This is a genomic window from Bacillus sp. ISL-4 (assembly GCF_018613275.1).
In the GTDB taxonomy this organism is placed as follows: domain Bacteria; phylum Bacillota; class Bacilli; order Bacillales; family DSM-1321; genus Peribacillus; species Peribacillus simplex_E.
This window is the reverse complement of the sequence record NZ_JAGGQN010000034.1, coordinates 1-18,052: the sequence shown is the minus strand read 5'-3', so window position 1 is coordinate 18,052 and position 18,052 is coordinate 1. Positions and strand designations below refer to the sequence as shown.

Annotated in this window: 14 protein-coding genes; 13 read left to right on the top strand and 1 reads right to left on the bottom strand. The window is 38.8% G+C overall.

Going from position 1 to position 18,052, the window contains the following annotated elements:
• Window positions 1–9 precede the first annotated feature (9 nt).
• The 3 genes from J7J00_RS19355 to J7J00_RS19345 all read left to right on the top strand — a co-directional run bounded on the left by J7J00_RS19355 (window position 10) and on the right by J7J00_RS19345 (window position 3,829).
• Window positions 10–1,632 carry an N-acyl-D-amino-acid deacylase family protein gene (locus J7J00_RS19355; protein WP_214793680.1) on the top strand — a complete coding sequence of 541 codons (1,623 nt, stop codon included), beginning with the start codon at window positions 10–12 and terminating at the stop codon, window positions 1,630–1,632.
• 65 nt (window positions 1,633–1,697) lie between these two features.
• A complete protein-coding gene (locus J7J00_RS19350; protein ID WP_214793677.1) occupies window positions 1,698–2,918 on the top strand; it encodes an MFS transporter in 1,221 nt (406 codons plus the stop codon).
• A 338-nt stretch (window positions 2,919–3,256) separates the two neighbouring features.
• The gene (locus tag J7J00_RS19345; RefSeq protein WP_214793674.1) at window positions 3,257–3,829 is read left to right on the top strand and encodes a hypothetical protein; all 573 of its coding nucleotides are present in this window, start codon (window positions 3,257–3,259) and stop codon (window positions 3,827–3,829) included.
• A 157-nt stretch (window positions 3,830–3,986) separates the two neighbouring features.
• Here the strand turns inward: J7J00_RS19345 and J7J00_RS19340 are convergent, their stop codons facing one another.
• The gene (locus J7J00_RS19340; RefSeq protein WP_214793671.1) at window positions 3,987–4,403 is read right to left on the bottom strand and encodes a PaaI family thioesterase; all 417 of its coding nucleotides are present in this window, start codon (window positions 4,401–4,403) and stop codon (window positions 3,987–3,989) included.
• A gap of 523 nt (window positions 4,404–4,926) precedes the next feature.
• Between J7J00_RS19340 and J7J00_RS19335 the strand changes: the two genes are divergently transcribed.
• The 10 genes from J7J00_RS19335 (at window position 4,927) to J7J00_RS19290 (ending at window position 17,901) form a co-directional block, all read left to right on the top strand.
• Window positions 4,927–5,781: a MurR/RpiR family transcriptional regulator gene (locus J7J00_RS19335; protein ID WP_214793668.1), complete on the top strand. Its 855-nt coding sequence runs from the start codon at window positions 4,927–4,929 to the stop codon at window positions 5,779–5,781.
• A 46-nt stretch (window positions 5,782–5,827) separates the two neighbouring features.
• Window positions 5,828–6,973 (top strand): amidohydrolase, encoded by a 1,146-nt coding sequence (locus tag J7J00_RS19330; RefSeq protein WP_214793665.1) that lies wholly within the window; start codon window positions 5,828–5,830, stop codon window positions 6,971–6,973.
• A gap of 22 nt (window positions 6,974–6,995) precedes the next feature.
• Complete coding sequence (locus J7J00_RS19325) at window positions 6,996–8,480, top strand: amino acid permease (RefSeq protein ID WP_214793662.1); 1,485 nt, start codon at window positions 6,996–6,998, stop codon at window positions 8,478–8,480.
• Window positions 8,481–8,633: 153 nt separating this feature from the next.
• Complete coding sequence (locus J7J00_RS19320) at window positions 8,634–9,464, top strand: GNAT family N-acetyltransferase (protein ID WP_214793659.1); 831 nt, start codon at window positions 8,634–8,636, stop codon at window positions 9,462–9,464.
• Window positions 9,465–9,576: 112 nt separating this feature from the next.
• Complete coding sequence (menC, locus tag J7J00_RS19315) at window positions 9,577–10,692, top strand: o-succinylbenzoate synthase (RefSeq protein ID WP_214793657.1); 1,116 nt, start codon at window positions 9,577–9,579, stop codon at window positions 10,690–10,692.
• Between the two features lie 319 nt (window positions 10,693–11,011).
• Window positions 11,012–12,985, top strand: coding sequence for a transporter substrate-binding domain-containing protein (locus tag J7J00_RS19310; protein WP_214793654.1), 1,974 nt, complete (start codon window positions 11,012–11,014; stop codon window positions 12,983–12,985).
• A 19-nt stretch (window positions 12,986–13,004) separates the two neighbouring features.
• Window positions 13,005–14,360, top strand: a complete 1,356-nt coding sequence (locus J7J00_RS19305) for a sigma-54-dependent transcriptional regulator (RefSeq protein WP_214793651.1) — start codon at window positions 13,005–13,007, stop codon at window positions 14,358–14,360.
• Window positions 14,361–14,724: 364 nt separating this feature from the next.
• Complete coding sequence (gene hutG / locus J7J00_RS19300) at window positions 14,725–15,669, top strand: formimidoylglutamase (protein ID WP_214793648.1); 945 nt, start codon at window positions 14,725–14,727, stop codon at window positions 15,667–15,669.
• Between the two features lie 5 nt (window positions 15,670–15,674).
• Complete coding sequence (gltS, locus tag J7J00_RS19295) at window positions 15,675–16,868, top strand: sodium/glutamate symporter (protein ID WP_144528398.1); 1,194 nt, start codon at window positions 15,675–15,677, stop codon at window positions 16,866–16,868.
• A gap of 418 nt (window positions 16,869–17,286) precedes the next feature.
• Window positions 17,287–17,901 (top strand): HutD/Ves family protein, encoded by a 615-nt coding sequence (locus J7J00_RS19290; protein ID WP_214793645.1) that lies wholly within the window; start codon window positions 17,287–17,289, stop codon window positions 17,899–17,901.
• Window positions 17,902–18,052 lie beyond the last annotated feature (151 nt).

Below are 18,052 nucleotides of genomic sequence, written 5' to 3'. Positions count from 1 at the left end.
TGTGGTCAAATGCTAGACGTGATAATAAAAAATGGAAGGGTTTATGATGGAACAGGGAACCCTTGGACGAAAACTGACATTGGAATCAAGGATGGAAGGATTACTTTTATGGGCAATTTAAGCAGCGAACAGGCTGGGCAAACTATAGATGCCAATGGGTTGGCGGTTTCACCAGGATTTATTGATCCCCATGTTCATTCCGATTTACTTTGCACTGTTCCTGAAGTTCATAAAATAAAGTCACTTCAGGGTGTGACTACAGAATTATTTGGTCAGGATGGTATTTCTGTTGCTCCTGTATCGGAAAAAACAAAGCCGTTATGGAAAAAACAATTAAATGGACTAAATGGCGATATTGGGGAGTGGCCATGGAATAGCATAGATGAATATTTTTCATTTCTAGAAAAGTCAAAAATGATAGGCAACGCGGCTTACCTTGTGCCTCATGGCGCGGTTCGTTCCCTGGTCATGGGATTTGAGGATAGAGTGGCTACTAAACAAGAATTGGAAAAAATGCGTTTGATGGTCGAGGAAGGAATGCGTATGGGAGCAGTAGGCTTGTCCTCAGGATTAGTATATCCCCCAAATGTATTCTCCAATAAGGTAGAATTGATTGAAATATGTAAGGGTACTGCGAAATATGACGGCTGTTTCGTTGTCCATATTCGGAATGAAAGCATTCACTCTTTATCAGCTTTGGATGAAGTCATAGATGTTTCCAGACAATCCGGTGTAAGATTACATATTTCGCATTTTAAGATAATTGGCCAGGGAAATAGGGATAAATTTAAGAAAGCGCTGGACAAGATGAATGCCGCTAGAGAGGAAGGTATTGAGATTACCTTTGATCAATATCCATATTCAGCCGCTTCAACCGTTTTTCATGCCATACTTCCACCTTGGATGCATGCAGGGGGAACGGAAGAAACGCTGATACGATTGAATATTCCAGAAATCAGAAAAAGAATCTCAGGTGAATTTAAAACAAACACAGAGTATGAAAATTGGGTTTTGAATTGTGGCTGGAAAAATATCATTATTACCTCCGTTCAAACGGATTCTAATAAATGCTTAGAAGGTAAAGACATGATTGAAATTTCAGAAATCAGGCAGCAATCCCCTGAAGATGCCGCATTTGATATTCTCATTGAGGAAAAAGGGAATGTAGCAATGGTTATTCATTGGGGATTTGCGGAAGATGTTTTGCTGAGTATGTGCCATCCACTGCAAATGGTGGGATCTGATGGGATTTTTGGAGGTAAACCGCATCCCCGATTATATGGGACATTTCCGAGAGTATTAGGCAAATATGTTAGGGAAGAAGGAGCTTTGACGCTTGAACAAGCGATTCGTCGAATGACAAGTGCTCCTGCGCAGCTAATGAGATTAAAGGATAGGGGGTTAATAAAAGAGGGATATCAGGCAGATATTGTTATATTTGATCCTGGAAAAATTAAAGATCGAGCTACATTTGAAGAGCCGCTATTAGAGCCTGAAGGCATACATGTGGTTTATATAAATGGAAAATTAACCGTTTATCATGGGGAATACACAGGAGCACGAGAGGGGAAGGTAATTAGAAGGTTCCAAAGTTCAAAAATAGATAAAGTGGCAACATTTCAAGATCGATAGATAATCCCTATTAATTTGCCCATGGAAAGAAAAATGAAGGATTAGTAGAAAAAGGGAGGAATAAGATGAAGCGTTACATTGGAGGGTCCCAAAATAAGCACTTTATATTATTTTTGCTGTTCGTTGGTTATCTGGTTGATTATTTGGATCGGATGGTCATGAGTGTGGCTGTTGTATCTATTAAGGAAGAATTTAATTTGGATGCTGCTGCTGTCGGGGCAATCTTGAGTAGCTTCTTCTTATCCTATGCTATCATGCAAATACCAGGAGGATGGCTAACAGATAAACTGGGTTCGAGAAGAGTCTTAATATGGTCCATCATTGTATGGTCTGTTTTTACCGTATTTACCGGTTTTGCCTGGTCTCTTATTTCGTTACTTGTCATACGTTTTCTCTTCGGGCTTGGTCAAGGAGGATATCCTTCAGCTTCCCAAAAGGGGATGGCGGATTATTTTCCCCGGGATGAAAGGCCAAAGGCTTCTGCTTACTTGATGTCATCCAATTACTTTGGGATGGCACTTGCCCCATTGGTGGCTGCGCCGATGATTTTATTTATGGGCTGGAGAAACATGTTTTATGTAATCGGATTGCTAGGAATATTGTTAACGATAGCTTTCTGGGTATATTTTAAACCAAAAGAAAGCACTGCTCCATTAAAAGAGAATAGAATTCCAATGAAGGAATTGCTGATGAATTCCGGCTTGTGGAAAATAACCGTCATGTGGTTTGCTGCCGGAATAGTAAATTGGGGACTTTCTTCCTGGATTCCATCCTATTTGATGGAAGCAAGAGGAATGGATCTGTTGTCCATGGGTTTTTATGCAGCGTTACCGGGTATTTCCACTGGAGTTGCTATGTTGTTCAGCGGATGGCTTCTTGACAGGTTTTTTAATAACTTAGAAAAATATTATGCAGCATTTGGCATGCTCATGTCAGGGATATTCCTGTATATGATGTTTACCTCGACCTCCCTTATAGCAGCTATGGTATATTTGAACCTTTGTATGGTCTTTAAAAGCTTTGCCTTTACAGTTGCCTTTGCTTTGCCGCATAAAATCATGTCTAAACAGGTTATCGGTTCCGCAATGGGAGTAATTAATATGGGGGCACAGGCAGCAGGATTCATATCACCTCTAGTCATGGGCTTTATAATCACCCTTACAGGATCCTACAATGGGGCCTTTTGGTTCTTAATCGCTTGTTCCGCCATTTCAATAATTGCTGCGCTATCCATTAAAAAGAATAATCATATGGAGCAACCAAAAGATGTTGACTTATTAGCATAGTACATGACAAGGCGACGCATACCTTACCAAAAACTATAACAATATGAAAATTCAAAAACCCCGGAGTTGGCCTTGAAAGCCACCCCGGGGTTTTTGAATTTATTTAAGAAGACTCAAAAATAAGCAGGTTTCTCTTTTTCCTTCCCTTCATTGAAAAATTTGTAGTTTTTTCTAGTATCCTCAGCTACAGTACAAGCCGTTTTATAATAAAGACATATCATATAACGAAGGGGAAATCTTGAAAAACTTAGAACATGCATTTATTCTTCTATTGTTTTTTCATCCATGGAATCCCATCTCTGTATTAATAAATTTTTAAAAAAGGAGACATTTAGTGAATGTGGCCTATTAACAATGGTAAGGAAAGGAAACATCAGCCGAATAAAAGTACAATGCTGTCCCGGCAAGAGATAACAGCCATTGAGTCCTGGATATCTCAAATAGGGATATTCCAATTATATATAACTGCTGGACAATTAGTGTCTACCGCCAGAAAAACGCTAAAGTTCAAGTACAAAATGATCGGGCATGGTTTTAACCGAGTCGTCTATGATTTAAATAATGGCTATATTTTAAAAATTGCATTGTCAGAAGTAGGATTAATAAGCAATGCAAATGAAGCCTATATATATAATAACTGTAATGAGGAAGTCAAAAAGTATATATGTCCAGTTAAGGAGCATGGGACGGGCTGGATTATCATGAAGAAGGTGGACACGAAAGTGCCGTTGACAATCAAGGAATATAGGAAACTGATCAAGTTGGAATTAAAATTCCTAAGGCACGGTATTATACCAATAGATTTGCGTTTAGATAATGTCGGATATAACGAGAATGACGAAATAGTCGTCATTGATTACGGTCTATTCACCATGGATCTCAAAAGCCCTGTGCTGCGATGGTTTGTTTGATGATGTGTCTATCCAAAGAAAATATAAAATTGAAATTACAATGAAGTGGTTAGGCGAAGCGGTGAATCTTGTGGGCGTTCTTGATTTTATAGAATTGTCCAAATGAAAGAAGCATGTTACGAAGGGCTTTTTTGTGCAACATGCTTTTTTATCTGGTTTAAAGGATCATAACAGATGACACAACGCTTGCCACTTTTTTATCATTTTGAAATAAATCTGCGAGTACATAAGCAGTTTTTTTTCCGATTCGGTCTACTTTTGCTTCAACCTGTACGTCTCCTAATCTCACTGGTCGATGAAAGGTAGTATGTAAATCAATGGATGCGAAGGATTGTCCGAGACTTAATTTAGATGATATCGCATAAGCCATCATAATATCTGCTGCAGAAGTGACAAATCCACCCATTGCTACACCAATTCCGTTAATAAACTTTTCATCTACTTTCCATACACCTCTCGCAATTCCATCCTGGGCATAATTTGCCTCAATCTGTAACGTTAGATCACAATTCGGAGGTTGTTTCCCCTCTGTTAAAACTTGTAAAAGTTCGTGTCCTTTAATTGAATCTCCCATTAAATTGCCCCCCTTGAAAAAGTTGAAACTACAGAATATTCTAACATATATATTGAAGTTAAATGTCAATGAAAATGTTAAATTTACAAATAAAGTAAATAAAAATGAAGAAGGGAGCGGATTTCTAAAAATCAACTGGAATGTTTTTGAGGGTTTGTAAAATTTGAACGTTGATTTCCACTCCAGGTACTCGCTTTCCGCGGTGCACCTGCGGGGTCTCCACTAGACGCGCTTTTCTAAGCAGGAGTCCCGTACCTTCCGTTCCAATCAACTGGAATGTATTTTTAGAAAAAAACTATAGGCAAAATGGCTTTCTTCGAATTTGCCTACCTTCTTATAGTTTTTTTGCTATTTATCTAAATGGCCTATTATCTGCTTGAAATTTAAAGTTATTAATTATCGAAAAAATCAAAAATCTCCTTCTTTTTCTAATTAAATTGTGATAGTGTATAAAATAAAGAAGGATTACCTTCATCATTTTTATAATAAGAAGTATTTGATTCGTCGGAATGGGGGTAATATTTTGGAACTTCTTCCTTTTAAATTATTAGTAAAGGAAAAATTTGACCATTTATCGGCAGGTCAAAAAAAAGTTGCCGCTTACCTGATTGAAAATTTGGATGAAGCCGCCTTTAAAACGGCATTTCAAATTGGTCGGGAAGCGGAGGTTAGTGAAACGACGGTCATTCGGTTTTCCTATTCATTAGGATTTGAAGGGTTTAGTAAAATGCAGGCCAGAATTCAAAAACAGCTGCTGCACCAAAGTCATATAGACATATCCAATAGTGATTCCATTCTCCGCATTGATGACAAGCAAGATCCATTTACCAAAGTGATAGAAAACGAAATTCATATTTTAAGACATCTATTAGATCATACGAACGTTCAGGATATATGGAAAGCAGTCGATGTCTTGATCCAGGCTGACCAAATATTAATTGCAGGGCATCGCATTTCCCATGCCGCCGCCTATTGGTTCTCCTATACGCTAAGTTCATTAAGGGAAAATGTAAGTTTATGTTCACCAACAGGTGACTTCTATGAAAAGTTTTGTAACCTTACTACCAAGTCTGTGATAGTTGTTTTTTCCTTTCCGAGGTATGCGAATGAAACATTAAAAGTTGCTGAGTGTGCCAAAGAACAAGGGGTTTGTTTAATTTCAGTTACAGACCGCCTTCTGTCACCTGTTGGCCGCATCGCTGATATTGCATTGACAACTGAAGAAAACGCAGAAACCGGAACCAATTCAATCGCTTCCGTTATTAGCTTATTGGACTTGGTTATTGCAGGCATACATCAAAAAGACGAAAAACGGATCCATACCCATCAGCAAAAATTAGAAAGGCTATATTCAAGTTATGAAGTGTTTAATGAATGAGTTTTTAATAAAGTTAAAATTCATGTAAAGGAGGAGGTGCAACATTATGAACCCGATTCAATATATTGATCAGCATCAAGAATCATTGAGAAAGTCCTACCATGACCTGCATTCTTTGGCTGAGCCAAGCTGGCAGGAGGAAAAAACGTCTTGCTATATATTAAAATGTCTTAGGAAAGCGGGAATAACCACAAAGACATTTCAGAGCCATTATGGAATCATTGCCGAGATTCCAGGCATCTCAAAAAAGGTTGTGGCATTAAGGGCTGATATGGATGCGCTTGTTCAGGAAGTAGATGGAATTGTAAAGGCCAATCATTCATGTGGACATGACGCACATAGCACAATGGTTTTATATACAGCATTGGCCATTGCCTCCAGTGGAATCCGGCCTAAACACACTCTCCGATTCATATTTCAGCCTGCGGAAGAAAAAGGAGAAGGCGCTCTTCAAATGATCAAAGATGGCGCATTGGAGGATGTTACATATTTATTCGGGGTACATGTAAGACCCAGTACGGAGGTTCCTTTTATGAAAGCTTCCCCCGTCATTGTCCATGGCTCTGCCGAAACAATAAGGGGAACAATCAAAGGTATTCAGGCCCATGCATCCCGACCGCAAGATGGAATAAATGTCATCGAGGCAGCGGCTTTGCTTATACAAAAATTACAGCAGATTAATCTAGTTTCCGAAACTCCTTATTCCATCAAAATGACTCAATTTGAAACAAACAACAAAGCTTCAAACGTCATCCCGGAAACTGCTGGCTTTGCAATTGATGCCAGAGCACAGTCAAATGTTGTAATGAATGAACTAAATAGCTTAACAAAGGAAGCTATTGACCAGACAATGGTCCAAACTGGTACATCCATCTCCTGGTCTGCGGAAGAATTTGTTCCAGCTGCGACCTTGCATGAAAAAGCGATAAAGCTGGCTGAAATCGCAATAGGAGATATCATTGGGACGGAAAATGTCGTTCCAGTTTGTGTTTCTCAAGGAGGAGAGGATTTTCATTTTTATACAGCACAAAATCCTGAGATAACCGCAACAATGATAGGGCTAGGCTGCGGTCTAACTCCTGGTCTGCATCATCCGGATATGAAATTTAATTTACAAGCACTTATTTATGGAACGAAAATTTTAATTAACACAGTAATGATGGCGACAGAAGAAGAGAATTTTTCACTATAAAAATCTAATGAAGAGGTGTTTCATGAAAAATACCGCACTCGCATCACAAACGGATGTCCAAGCAGCTTCTGATGGAAAACAGCTGGAGCGCAAGCTCAAACCAAGGCATCTTTCCATGATTGCAATCGGCGGAACCATCGGAACGGGACTATTTTTAGCGAGCGGTTCCATCATTCATACCGCGGGTCCTGGAGGAGCTGTAGCTGCCTATATAATTGCCGGGATCATGGTTTTCTTTCTGATGACAAGCTTAGCGGAAATGGCCGCCTTTATTCCTATTACAGGCTCTTTTAGCACATATACATCAAGGTTTGTCGATCCGGCTTTAGGATTTGCGATCGGATGGAACTATTGGTATAACAATGCAATCGTAGTCGCTCTGGAATTAGCAGCTTCCTCCCTGATCATGAAATTTTGGCTGCCTTCTGTCCCGGGCATCATTTGGAGCGCATTATTTCTTGCAATCATATTTGGCCTGAATATTTTATCGGTAAAAGGATATGGAGAATCAGAATTCTGGTTTGCCATTATTAAGGTTTTAACGATTATCATTTTTATAGCAGTAGGATTATTAATGATTTTTGGAATAATGGGCGGTCATGCCGTAGGTTTTGAAAATTTCACCAAAGGGGAAGCACCGTTTAAAGGTGGCTTTTTATCCATAATAGGTGTCTTTATGGTGGTTGGATTTGCTTTTCAAGGCACTGAGTTAGTAGGAATTGCGGCAGGCGAGAGTGAAAACCCGAGAAAAAATATTCCCAAGGCTATTAAGCAAATCTTCTGGAGACTGCTCTTGTTTTATGTATTGGCGATCATTGTGATTGGATTTTTAGTCAGCTATGACGATCCGCGTTTGTTAAGCTCGGATATTGAAGATATTGCGGTAAGTCCCTTCACACTAGTTTTTCAAAACGCAGGGCTTGCCATAGCTGCCTCCGTTATGAATGTGGTCATTCTTACTTCTGTTCTTTCAGCAGGCAATTCCGCCATGTACGGAGCTTCTCGCGTCCTTTGGGTGCTGGCGAAAGAAGGAAAAGCCCCTTCGTTTCTAAAAAAAGTGAATGCAGGCGGCATTCCAGTGAACGCTGTGTATTTTTCTACCATCGTTGGGATGGCAGCCTTTCTAACCTCTCTTTTCGGTGAAGGCACTATTTATAATTGGTTATTAAATGCTGCAGGTTTATCCGGTTTTATATCCTGGTTAGGAATTTCGATAACACATTATCGTTTCCGGAAGGCGTTTATTGCACAAGGAAGAGATTTGAAAGATTTGCCTTATGTTTCAAAATGGTATCCATTCGGTCCGATATTAGCCACAATTTTATGTGTTACAGCTATCCTGGGACAAAATTACTCTGCTTTTTTCGGCCCTGAGATTGACTGGTATGGAATTTTAATTTCTTATATCGGGCTTCCTTTATTTCTCCTGGCTTTTCTAGGTTATAAAATCGTAAAGCGAACAAAAAGGATTCCATTGCAAGAAGCTGATTTCAGTAGTCAGGAATGATTTCTTTGTCAAAAAGATAGGGAAGTACGACATTTTATATTAAATAAGGGGTTAAGTGCCTAGCCCGACAAGCGAACAGCCGTTTAACTAACTTGACGAGCTTATGGTTGTTTGGGCAATAAAGGCGCTTGGGCTTTTCTTAGGAGGTTGACCATGACGAAACCAAAGGAAATTGTAATTCGTTCCCTTCATCGAATTGAAGAACTTGAGGACGTAAGAAAGCTAGAATCTAACATTTGGGGAGATACTGATTCAATCCCCTCACACCAAACCATAACAGCAGTGAAAAACGGCGGTTTGGTTTTAGGAGCTTATTGCGAGGGTCAGCTGGCTGGATTTCAATACAGCTTTCCGGGTTTTAATGGTAAATCAGTCTATCTTTGTTCACATATTCTAGGCATAGATGAGCAATTTCGCAACAAAGGTATAGGGGAGAAGTTAAAATTAGCCCAACGTGAGGAAGCGTTAAAGCTCGGCTATTCCCTTATTACCTGGACTTACGATCCTTTAGAAAGTATTAATGGGTATTTGAATATAGCCAAGCTTGGTGGGGGATGTTCCACATATATCGCAAACTGCTATGGAGAAATGGAAGATCTTTTAAACAGTGGAGTTCCTTCTGACCGATTTCTTGTCGAATGGCATATTGGTAAAAAAAAGACAACGGATTCTAGTGGACGGGGAATTCCGCTGGATGTTGTGATAGAAAACTCGCTTATTCAATGGGAGACCATTGAAAAGGGATTGCCTGTTCCATCTTTCACTCTTCCGCTGCCTGAACAAAAATGTGATACAGCTTTTGTGGCCATTCCAAAGGACTTCCGGACAATAAGGGTCACAAATAGTCAAGCAGCCAATGAATGGCGGATGAAAACCAGGGACATATTTACCGATTTATTTCAGCAAGGATGGGTGGTAACAGATTTTATAAAGAATTCCATGACAGAAATTCCCGTTCAGTTTTATGTGCTAACAAGGAAATAAGCAAGTAGATTTTAATAAGAGCCCGTAATATCAGGCTGCTGTCAGCCTATCTAATAAAAAATTGGTAAGACTGTGTCTTTTAACAGTTTTATCACAAAAGGAGAATTTCCAAGTGAAAATTAAACAAGTTATTCTAAGGCATCTTAAGCTAGACTTGCTTGAACCTTTTACAACTAGCTTTGGGACGGAATACAATAGGGATTTTATCCTTGTAGAAGCAAAAAGCGATGATGGCATTTCCGGTTGGGCTGAATCGGTTGCGATGCTCGACCCTCTGTATAATGAAGAAACCTTAAAAACAAACTGGCATATACTCGAGGATTATCTAATTCCAATTATTCTTAAAAATGAAATCAAGCATCCGGATGAACTCTCTGAAAAATATTTCTCCCATATTCGGGGTAATTATATGGCAAAAGCAGCTTTAGAAGGTGCTGTTTGGGATCTGTATGCGAAAAAGCAAGATGCATCTCTCTCAAGTGTGTTAGGTGGAACAAAAAAGAAAATTGAAGTGGGGGTAAGCATCGGAATAAAGGACTCGATCGATTCGACCCTAGATATGATTGAAGCTCGTCTCGGTGAAGGCTATAAGCGCTTTAAACTAAAAATCAAACCGGGCTGGGATGTTGAATTAATAGACAAGGTCCGAAAAGTATATCCTGAAATCCCGCTCATGGCAGATGCAAATTCAGCTTATACCTTACAAGATATAGACCGGCTATCCGCCTTGGATGATTATAAATTAATGATGATTGAACAGCCGCTTGCCTATAACGATATCATTGACCATGCAGATTTACAGTCAAGGTTAAAAACACCTATTTGCCTGGATGAAAGCATTCACTCCTTAGAGGATGCAAGGAAAGCTATTAAATTAGGGAGCTGTAAAATTATTAATATTAAGATTGGCCGTGTCGGAGGCTTGACTGAATCCAAGAAAATCCATGATTTATGTCTTGAACATGAAATTCCGCTATGGTGTGGTGGTATGCTGGAATCAGGCATTGGAAGAGCGCATAATATTGCAATCACTTCACTGCCAAACTTTACTCTTCCGGGAGATACCGCAGCTTCCTCCCTCTACTGGGCGGAAGATATCATTGACCCTGAAGTTACAGTGGAAAACGGAATAATCAAGGTTCCGGAATTGCCTGGAATTGGCTATGAACCAAGCTTGGAAAAAATCAATAAGTATACAATACACAGTCAAACATATAATTTAAGTTAGAATTAGTTAAAAGAAAATGGGCAGTTACTTGCTTCAACATCTATTTTCCTTACAAAAAGGCATGATTCCCCAAGAAGGGAGCATGCCTTTTTTTATCTACAATCCATTTACCACTCGATATTCTAATTCGACTTTCTACCATGTTTTGAATCTCCTTTATCTATCCAAGCTTCGCACAAGTGATTTGGTTCAAGCGTTATGGGATGCACTTTAGCTTTTCTTATATACTTTAAAAAGTTATCATGATAGAGTCTTTGTACATTGTATATATACACATTAATGATACAAAACTGTATGTATGGAAAAAAGGGGTGAGGCGATGAGAAAGTTACATATTATCTGTGCCGTTATAACCGTCTTCCTTTTCTTTTTTGGCTGTTTCTTTCCTTTTGCAGTGCATTCGGAAGCCCAAAAAGTGATACGGGTTGCAGGGGATAATAACTTTCCTCCTTTCGAATACTTGAGCGATTCGGGCATTTATACCGGTTTTAATGTAGATATAATGAACGCCATTTCTATCGAGACTGGCATAAGGTTCGAATACTATCCTATGCCGTGGAACGAGGCAGTACAAGCTATGCGCTCTGGTAGAGTGGATGCGATTCAAGGCATGAAGTACAATCAGGAACGTGAAGAGATCTATGATTTTTCAGCTCCGTATTTCACAAGTTCACAAGGGATTTTTGTGTTGAAAGATAACATGTATATCCGAAAAATTGAAGATCTCAAAGGCCGGAAAGTAGCTGTCCAAAAAGGTGATGTTGCAAGCGGTCTATTAAGTAAAGTAGATCGTTTGCAATTGGTGGAAACTAATAATCAACAAGAAGCCGTTCAGTTGTTGATCGACGGAAAAGTGGATGCTTTCATTGGAAATCGGATTACGGGTCAATATTTTCTACAGAAAAATGAGCAGCAATCACTCATTAAGATTGTCGGTGAGTCACTTGACACTACAAATTATGCTGTAGCTGTGATGCCAAAAAACAAAGAGTTGCTGACACTATTCAATCAGGCAATTTCTCAAATCAAGAAGGATGGGACGTATGAAAAGATAGAGAAAAAGTGGTTCGGGGAATATATCCTGCCGAATACTAAACGACTACGCAAAACGATGTTGTATTTGGAAATTGGTCTTTTCATTACCTTCATTGTAATTTCTCTCATCTTATGGTGGAATCTCAGCCTTAAACGAGAAGTAGCTAAGCGAACCGAGCAAATTGAGCACGTGAATAAAGACTTGGAAGAGAAGATGCTGTTACTTGAGGAAAACATCCATTTTCAGCAGCAAGTATTAAACAGTGCCTACAGTTCGCTTATTACATTGAATCAGCAAGGTCTTGTATCAATGATCAATGTTAGGGCTATGGATTATTTGGAGTTGGACGGTAATGTTGTTAGAAAACCTTTTCAGGATCTGCCCATTACCTGTTTTATCCCGGAAAAGGAGATTAAGGCTGCGTTAGAGAGGAAGAGAGTTTTCTTACAAAAGGAAACGGTGTGGTCTCAGAATACGAGCAAAAAAAGGTATATTACTTACAGCGTGTATCCAATTCAGACTATTGGGGGAGAAAGTGTAGGTGCGGTGTTGAATTTTTTCGATATTACGGAACAAAAACAGCTGGAGAGAAAAGTGGCTCAGGATGACCGCTTGCGGTCATTGGGACAACTTGTGGCGGGTATCGCACATGAGATAAGAAATCCGTTAACGTCGATCCTTACCTATACCCAATTACTGCCGAAAAAATTTGCAAGCGCAGATTTCCGTACGTTCTTTTCCGAACAGGTCACTAGTGAAATTACCAGACTTAATACATTAATTAACGATTTGCTCGATTATTCCCGCCCTAAAAAATCAGAGCCTGTCACGTTTTCTCTGAATGAGACCATTGAAGGGATTGAGCTATTGCTTAAGCCGAAAATCAAAGAAAAAAACCTGCGTATTGTTCGTGAGCTCGCTGGAGAAATTCAGACAACTGCAGATACACAGCAAATCAAACAAGTGCTGGTGAACGTCATTCTCAATGCCATTCAGGCGTCCAATATAGGGGAAACCCTTATTTTCCGGGCATATTATCGGGATATGTTCACCGTCGTTGAAATCGAGGATGAAGGCATCGGCATTTCGGAAGAAGACATTGATAAGATCTTTGAACCGTTTTATACCAGGAAACCGAACGGGGTCGGGCTTGGGCTTTCTATTTCGTATCAGCTTGTCAAAGAAAACGATGGTACTATTGAGACAAGAAGTGAAGTAGGAAAGGGAACAGTAGTGACCATTTGTTTACAGCATTAATAGAGAAAGGGTGAAGAAGATGCACGATATCATGATTATTGATGATGAGCCAACCATTTGTCAGTCACTTACGTTTGCATTGGAAGACCAGTATCACGTTTATTCGTTTACAGACCCACGTGAAGCGCTTCCACTTCTCGAAAGAGCAGAAATCGCCATCGTTTTGCTGGATTTGAAAATCGGGGAATACAATGGGATGGAAGTGTTAGAAGAAATCAAGCGTCTCTCCCCCTCGACAGTTGTCATCATGATGACGGCCTATGGTACCATTCCATCTTCCGTAGAAGCAATGCGTAAGGGAGCGTTTTCATACGCAACAAAGCCTCTTCATATTGATGAATTGGAAGTGCTGATGCAAAAAGCGGAAGAAGTGTATACGCTTCAGTCCAAAGTGAAATGGCTGAGTGAAGAATTGGATAAGGTGGCAGGTGTGAACGGCCTTATCGGTGAAAGTTTGTCAATGCGCAAAATATTCTCCCTAATCGAAAAAGTGAAGGATATCAATTCTAACATTCTCATAGAAGGGGAAAGTGGAACCGGCAAAGAAGTCGTCGCCAGAACGATCCATAATCAAAGCAAGCGCAGAAACAAAAAGTTTCAGGCTATTAATTGTGCCGCCATTCCGACTCACCTGTTGGAATCAGAATTATTTGGATATGAAAAGGGCGCATTTACAGGGGCGACACAGCGGAAATATGGACTTTTTGTGTTGGCGGAAGGAGGAACAATCTTTCTTGACGAAATCGGTGAGATGGATTTGGCGCTGCAGGGGAAAATTTTGCGCGTTTTACAAGAGAGAAAGGTAATGCCCGTTGGAGGGATAGAAGAAGTCAGCATCGATGTCCGTATCATTGCTGCGACAAACAGAGACTTGGTCAAAGAAGTAAAAGAAAATCGATTTCGTGAAGATTTATATTACAGATTAAATGTAATTCCGATTCACCTTCCTGCTTTACGTGAACGAAAAGAAGACATTCCGTTGTTGTTGGAATTTTTCATTGCAAAAATCGGTGATAGAATGGGGAAACCTGTAGAAGGAATTTCCCATGAAGCGCTGCAGCTTTTACAGCAATATGACTTTCCAGGAAATATTCGGGAACTGCAGAACGTGATTGAAAGAGCAATTGCGCTTACGAATGAGTCTTATATACAGAAAGCCGATTTACCTTCCGATATCCAAAAAAGTTCGCGCGCATTTTTCGGCAACACTTTAATCCCTGTCTATGTCGGCGAACCGCTTGAGGAAATCGAAAAAAAAGTGATTCTTCATAACCTTGCCGCTTTTAACGGTCATCAAAGGAGGACCGCGCAAACAATTGGCATCGGGGAGAGGACTTTGCGAGACAAGCTGAAGAAATATCGGGAAGAAAAGTAGGCGGAAATTGCCGAGCGGCAATTTTCGCCTACTTTTTATTTTGCATATATCTTAATTATCCACTGTTTTTAAGGCGATGAACCTGGCATGAAACTTGCTTGATTAATATTGCAGTAAACCATTAAGCAGAATGGAGGGAATATAGATATTACACCATAATGGTCTACAGTGCTGGACTGGGAGTAACAGTGCAGCGGAAGCGGGGATGTGCAAAGTGCATCAGGTTGTATAAGTCATAGCCTATCAGCGTTTAACGAAAACTGAAAGGAAAAGCCATTGCACCAGATCTTTTATTATTGTACAACCCGAAATTGATAGGAGATTGCACATATGAAGTATTTTTATTAATGGGGAGGAAAAATAAATGTATGCGTCACCAAATATGGATTTATGGAAAGGCAGAACAGATAGTCTAATAGATAAAGATGAATTTAGAATTCATCAAATAGTTAAAGATAATCAAATAACTTCAATAAATAATGCGTGTGGAATAATAGGGTTCTCTTGTGATGAGGGCGTACGCAGGAATAAAGGAAGACTTGGAAGCAAGGAAGCTCCCGATGAAATACGTAAATCCTTATCTTCTTTATCTTGGCACGGCAAAGCAGCAGATAGTCTAGTTGATTTCGGAAATATCATTTGTGAAGATCAACAGTTAGAAGCAGCACAAGCTGAATTAGGAAGTCACGTAGAGAAAATATTAACTAAAAATATGTTTCCTGTTATATTGGGGGGCGGACATGAAACCTTTTATGGTCATTATCTAGGGATTAGGTCGAGTGTAGGACCCAAAGCTAAAATAGGCATCCTTAACATTGATGCTCATTTTGACTTACGCTCATATGAAGAAATTACTTCTTCTGGAACGATGTTTAAACAAATATTAGATCATGATCATCAAGCAAGTTATTTGCCTATTGGTATTCAACGTTATGGAAATACAAAAAAATTATTTGACACTGCAACTTCTCTTGGTTGTTCTTGGATATTGGAAGAAGAATTGGTAGATGGGATTTCTGAGGAAAATGAAAAAGAAATTCTGAATTTTATGAATCAACATGATTATATTATTTTAACGCTTTGTATGGATGCTATTAACGCTTCAGAAGCACCAGGTGTTAGTGCACCTTCTTCATTTGGTCTTTCTGGAAAAATGGTTAGGCAGTTAATTCGTAAAATTACTTCACATCCGAAAACTATTTCATTTGATATCTGTGAAGTAAATCCATCATTGGATAATGATAATCGCACTGTAAAACTAGCTGCAAACTTAATAAATGAAGTATTTTTGTGTGTGGAGAGGAGATAGGCAAAATGAGCATCGAGATTAATCAAACGATCACTATTTTTTTAGCGGTACTGCTTTTAGCACTAGGCGGGATTATCGTTAAGAATGTCAAAATATTTAAACACTTTTGTATTCCTGCACCTGTTGTAGGGGGATTGCTGTTTGCAATAGTCGCTACAAGTCTTAAAACCTTTCTAAACGTAACCATTTCATTAGATACGACACTCCAGGGATTATTTATGTTAACGTTTTTTACGACTGTTGGATTGGGTGCTAGTTTTCAATTAGTAAAAGTCGGCGGTAAATTATTATTAATATATTGGTTGTTATGTGGATTTCTGGCATTTGCTCAAAATTTAATTGGAATTTCTTTAGCACCCGTTTTTGGGATAGATCCATTGATTGGTATGATGGCAGGAGCAATATCCATGGAAGGTGGCATAGGTGCAGCTACAGCATTTGGTGGTACCATTGAATCGCTAGGAATTCAATCTGCCCAAGCAATTGGAATAGCAGCAGCTACTCTAGGATTAGTATTTGGTGGATTAGTTGGAGGTCCAACTGTAAAATATCTAATTAATAAACATAAATTAACACCAAGTAAAAAGGATATTGAAATTCAGGAAAAGAAAGAAATGGAAGACAAAATAGAATTGAATGCAGCTTCATTTATGAAACAAGTATTAATACTGACATTTTGTATGGCATTAGGTTCATATTTAGGAGAGTTATTTTCGGCGAAGACAGGTTATGTTTTACCGAATTATGTTGGAGCAATGATCGTGGCTGTAATAGTTCGGAATATTTTGGATAAAATAAATGGAAAAATTATCGAAATGCCTAGTATAAATTTTATTGGAGATATTACTTTAGGTATTTTCTTATCAATGGCATTAATGAGTATAAAACTTTGGGAAGTTGCTGACCTAGCGTTACCAATTATTTTGATTGTGGTGATACAAGTAATTTTCATTATACTTTTAAGTATATTCATCATGTTTCGCTTTCTTGGCAAAAACTACGATGCGGCAGTTATGGTTGGAGGATTTATCGGACATGGTATAGGGGCTACACCAAATGCTATGGCCAATATGTCAACAATCACCGCTAAATATGGACCTTCAAGTAAAGCTTATTTAATCGTTCCGATAGTAGGTGCATTTCTTATTGATGTTTTTGCCATGCCAATTATCATTATAAGTATTAATCTATTTAAATGATAATTTGTTCTTAATGATGGAATGATTTCATAATTAGTAGCTTTGTTTATCGGGTTTATTATAATGCATGAAAAAAGTGGTTTTAATGCAAAGCCCGAAATGGTCAAAATAAAGTTTAGAATATAGTGTCGATACCGAATGTTTTTGATTGTATCAAAACATTCGGTATTGTCTTTTTTTCCGAAATTGCCCACATAGCAGTTAATACACATTGGTTTTTCTGTCTGATTATAAATATAGCACGATCAAGTAAGAACGAATTTATGCTACGATGATCAGAGACCAGTACACCTAAGCTCAGTTATGCCTCTCTCTTTATCGTATCCACCCTATTGGCAATAAACATTTTTTTGGATCTGCACTCTGGTCGAAATTGTTTTCAACTGAAGTAAAGTATTAATAAAAGGGGAGAAAATAGTTGTCATATTCACTAAAAATAATAAGAAAAAGTGAACAAATAACCAGTCTTTGGTCAGGTGGTAAAACAACTCAACTTGCCATTTATCCTGAAGATGCTGATTACTCGAACCGTGATTTCAACTGGCGGATAAGCACCGCAGATGTCGAGGTGGACGAATCCTTATTTACTCACCTTCCAGGCATCCAGAGAATCATCATGATCCTTGATGGTGAAATGTTGCTGGAACATAAAGGAAAGCACCGTGTGCATTTACAGCCATTTGAACAGGATCGGTTTGATGGAGGCTGGACAACCCGAAGTATTGGGAGGGTTACGGACTTTAATTTGATGTTGGCAGAAGGATGCGAAGGAGACCTTAGCACGATTCATTTGAATGATGGAATCTATTCTGAAGTGTTGGATAATGGGGGACCTACGAAAAGAACCGACGCCTATTATTGTTTCAAAGGAAAAAGTAGCATGAGTATCGATGAAAAAGAGACTATTGTTTTAGGGCAAGGAGACTTGGTAATCTTGAACATAGATCATTTCTGCAATAATTTAAATATAAAGTTATCCAATTACGAAGACGGCTCATCTGCAACAATTATTAAGGTAAGTATTTTTTATTGATGGAAGTTTTGGTTCTAGTGCAAAAAAACATTCAATTATGAAAGTAGAAAGAGTTTACTTTATTCAGATTATATACAGGAAAAAGTAAACAGGATATTAAATAATAATTATTCAGAGCTGTCCTTAGACGGCTTTTTCTTGTGTGCCAGGC

What these genes read in the sequence shown, in the direction of transcription:
- J7J00_RS19355 (WP_214793680.1), top strand. Translation starts at nt 10, where the DNA reads ATGCTAGACGTGATAATAAAAAATGGAAGGGTTTATGATGGAACAGGG.
- J7J00_RS19350 (WP_214793677.1), top strand. Translation starts at nt 1,698, where the DNA reads ATGAAGCGTTACATTGGAGGGTCCCAAAATAAGCACTTTATATTATTT.
- J7J00_RS19345 (WP_214793674.1), top strand. Translation starts at nt 3,257, where the DNA reads ATGTGGCCTATTAACAATGGTAAGGAAAGGAAACATCAGCCGAATAAA.
- J7J00_RS19340 (WP_214793671.1), bottom strand. Translation starts at nt 4,403, where the DNA reads ATGGGAGATTCAATTAAAGGACACGAACTTTTACAAGTTTTAACAGAG.
- J7J00_RS19330 (WP_214793665.1), top strand. Translation starts at nt 5,828, where the DNA reads ATGAACCCGATTCAATATATTGATCAGCATCAAGAATCATTGAGAAAG.
- J7J00_RS19325 (WP_214793662.1), top strand. Translation starts at nt 6,996, where the DNA reads ATGAAAAATACCGCACTCGCATCACAAACGGATGTCCAAGCAGCTTCT.
- J7J00_RS19320 (WP_214793659.1), top strand. Translation starts at nt 8,634, where the DNA reads ATGACGAAACCAAAGGAAATTGTAATTCGTTCCCTTCATCGAATTGAA.
- J7J00_RS19310 (WP_214793654.1), top strand. Translation starts at nt 11,012, where the DNA reads ATGAGAAAGTTACATATTATCTGTGCCGTTATAACCGTCTTCCTTTTC.
- J7J00_RS19305 (WP_214793651.1), top strand. Translation starts at nt 13,005, where the DNA reads ATGCACGATATCATGATTATTGATGATGAGCCAACCATTTGTCAGTCA.
- hutG (WP_214793648.1), top strand. Translation starts at nt 14,725, where the DNA reads ATGTATGCGTCACCAAATATGGATTTATGGAAAGGCAGAACAGATAGT.
- gltS (WP_144528398.1), top strand. Translation starts at nt 15,675, where the DNA reads ATGAGCATCGAGATTAATCAAACGATCACTATTTTTTTAGCGGTACTG.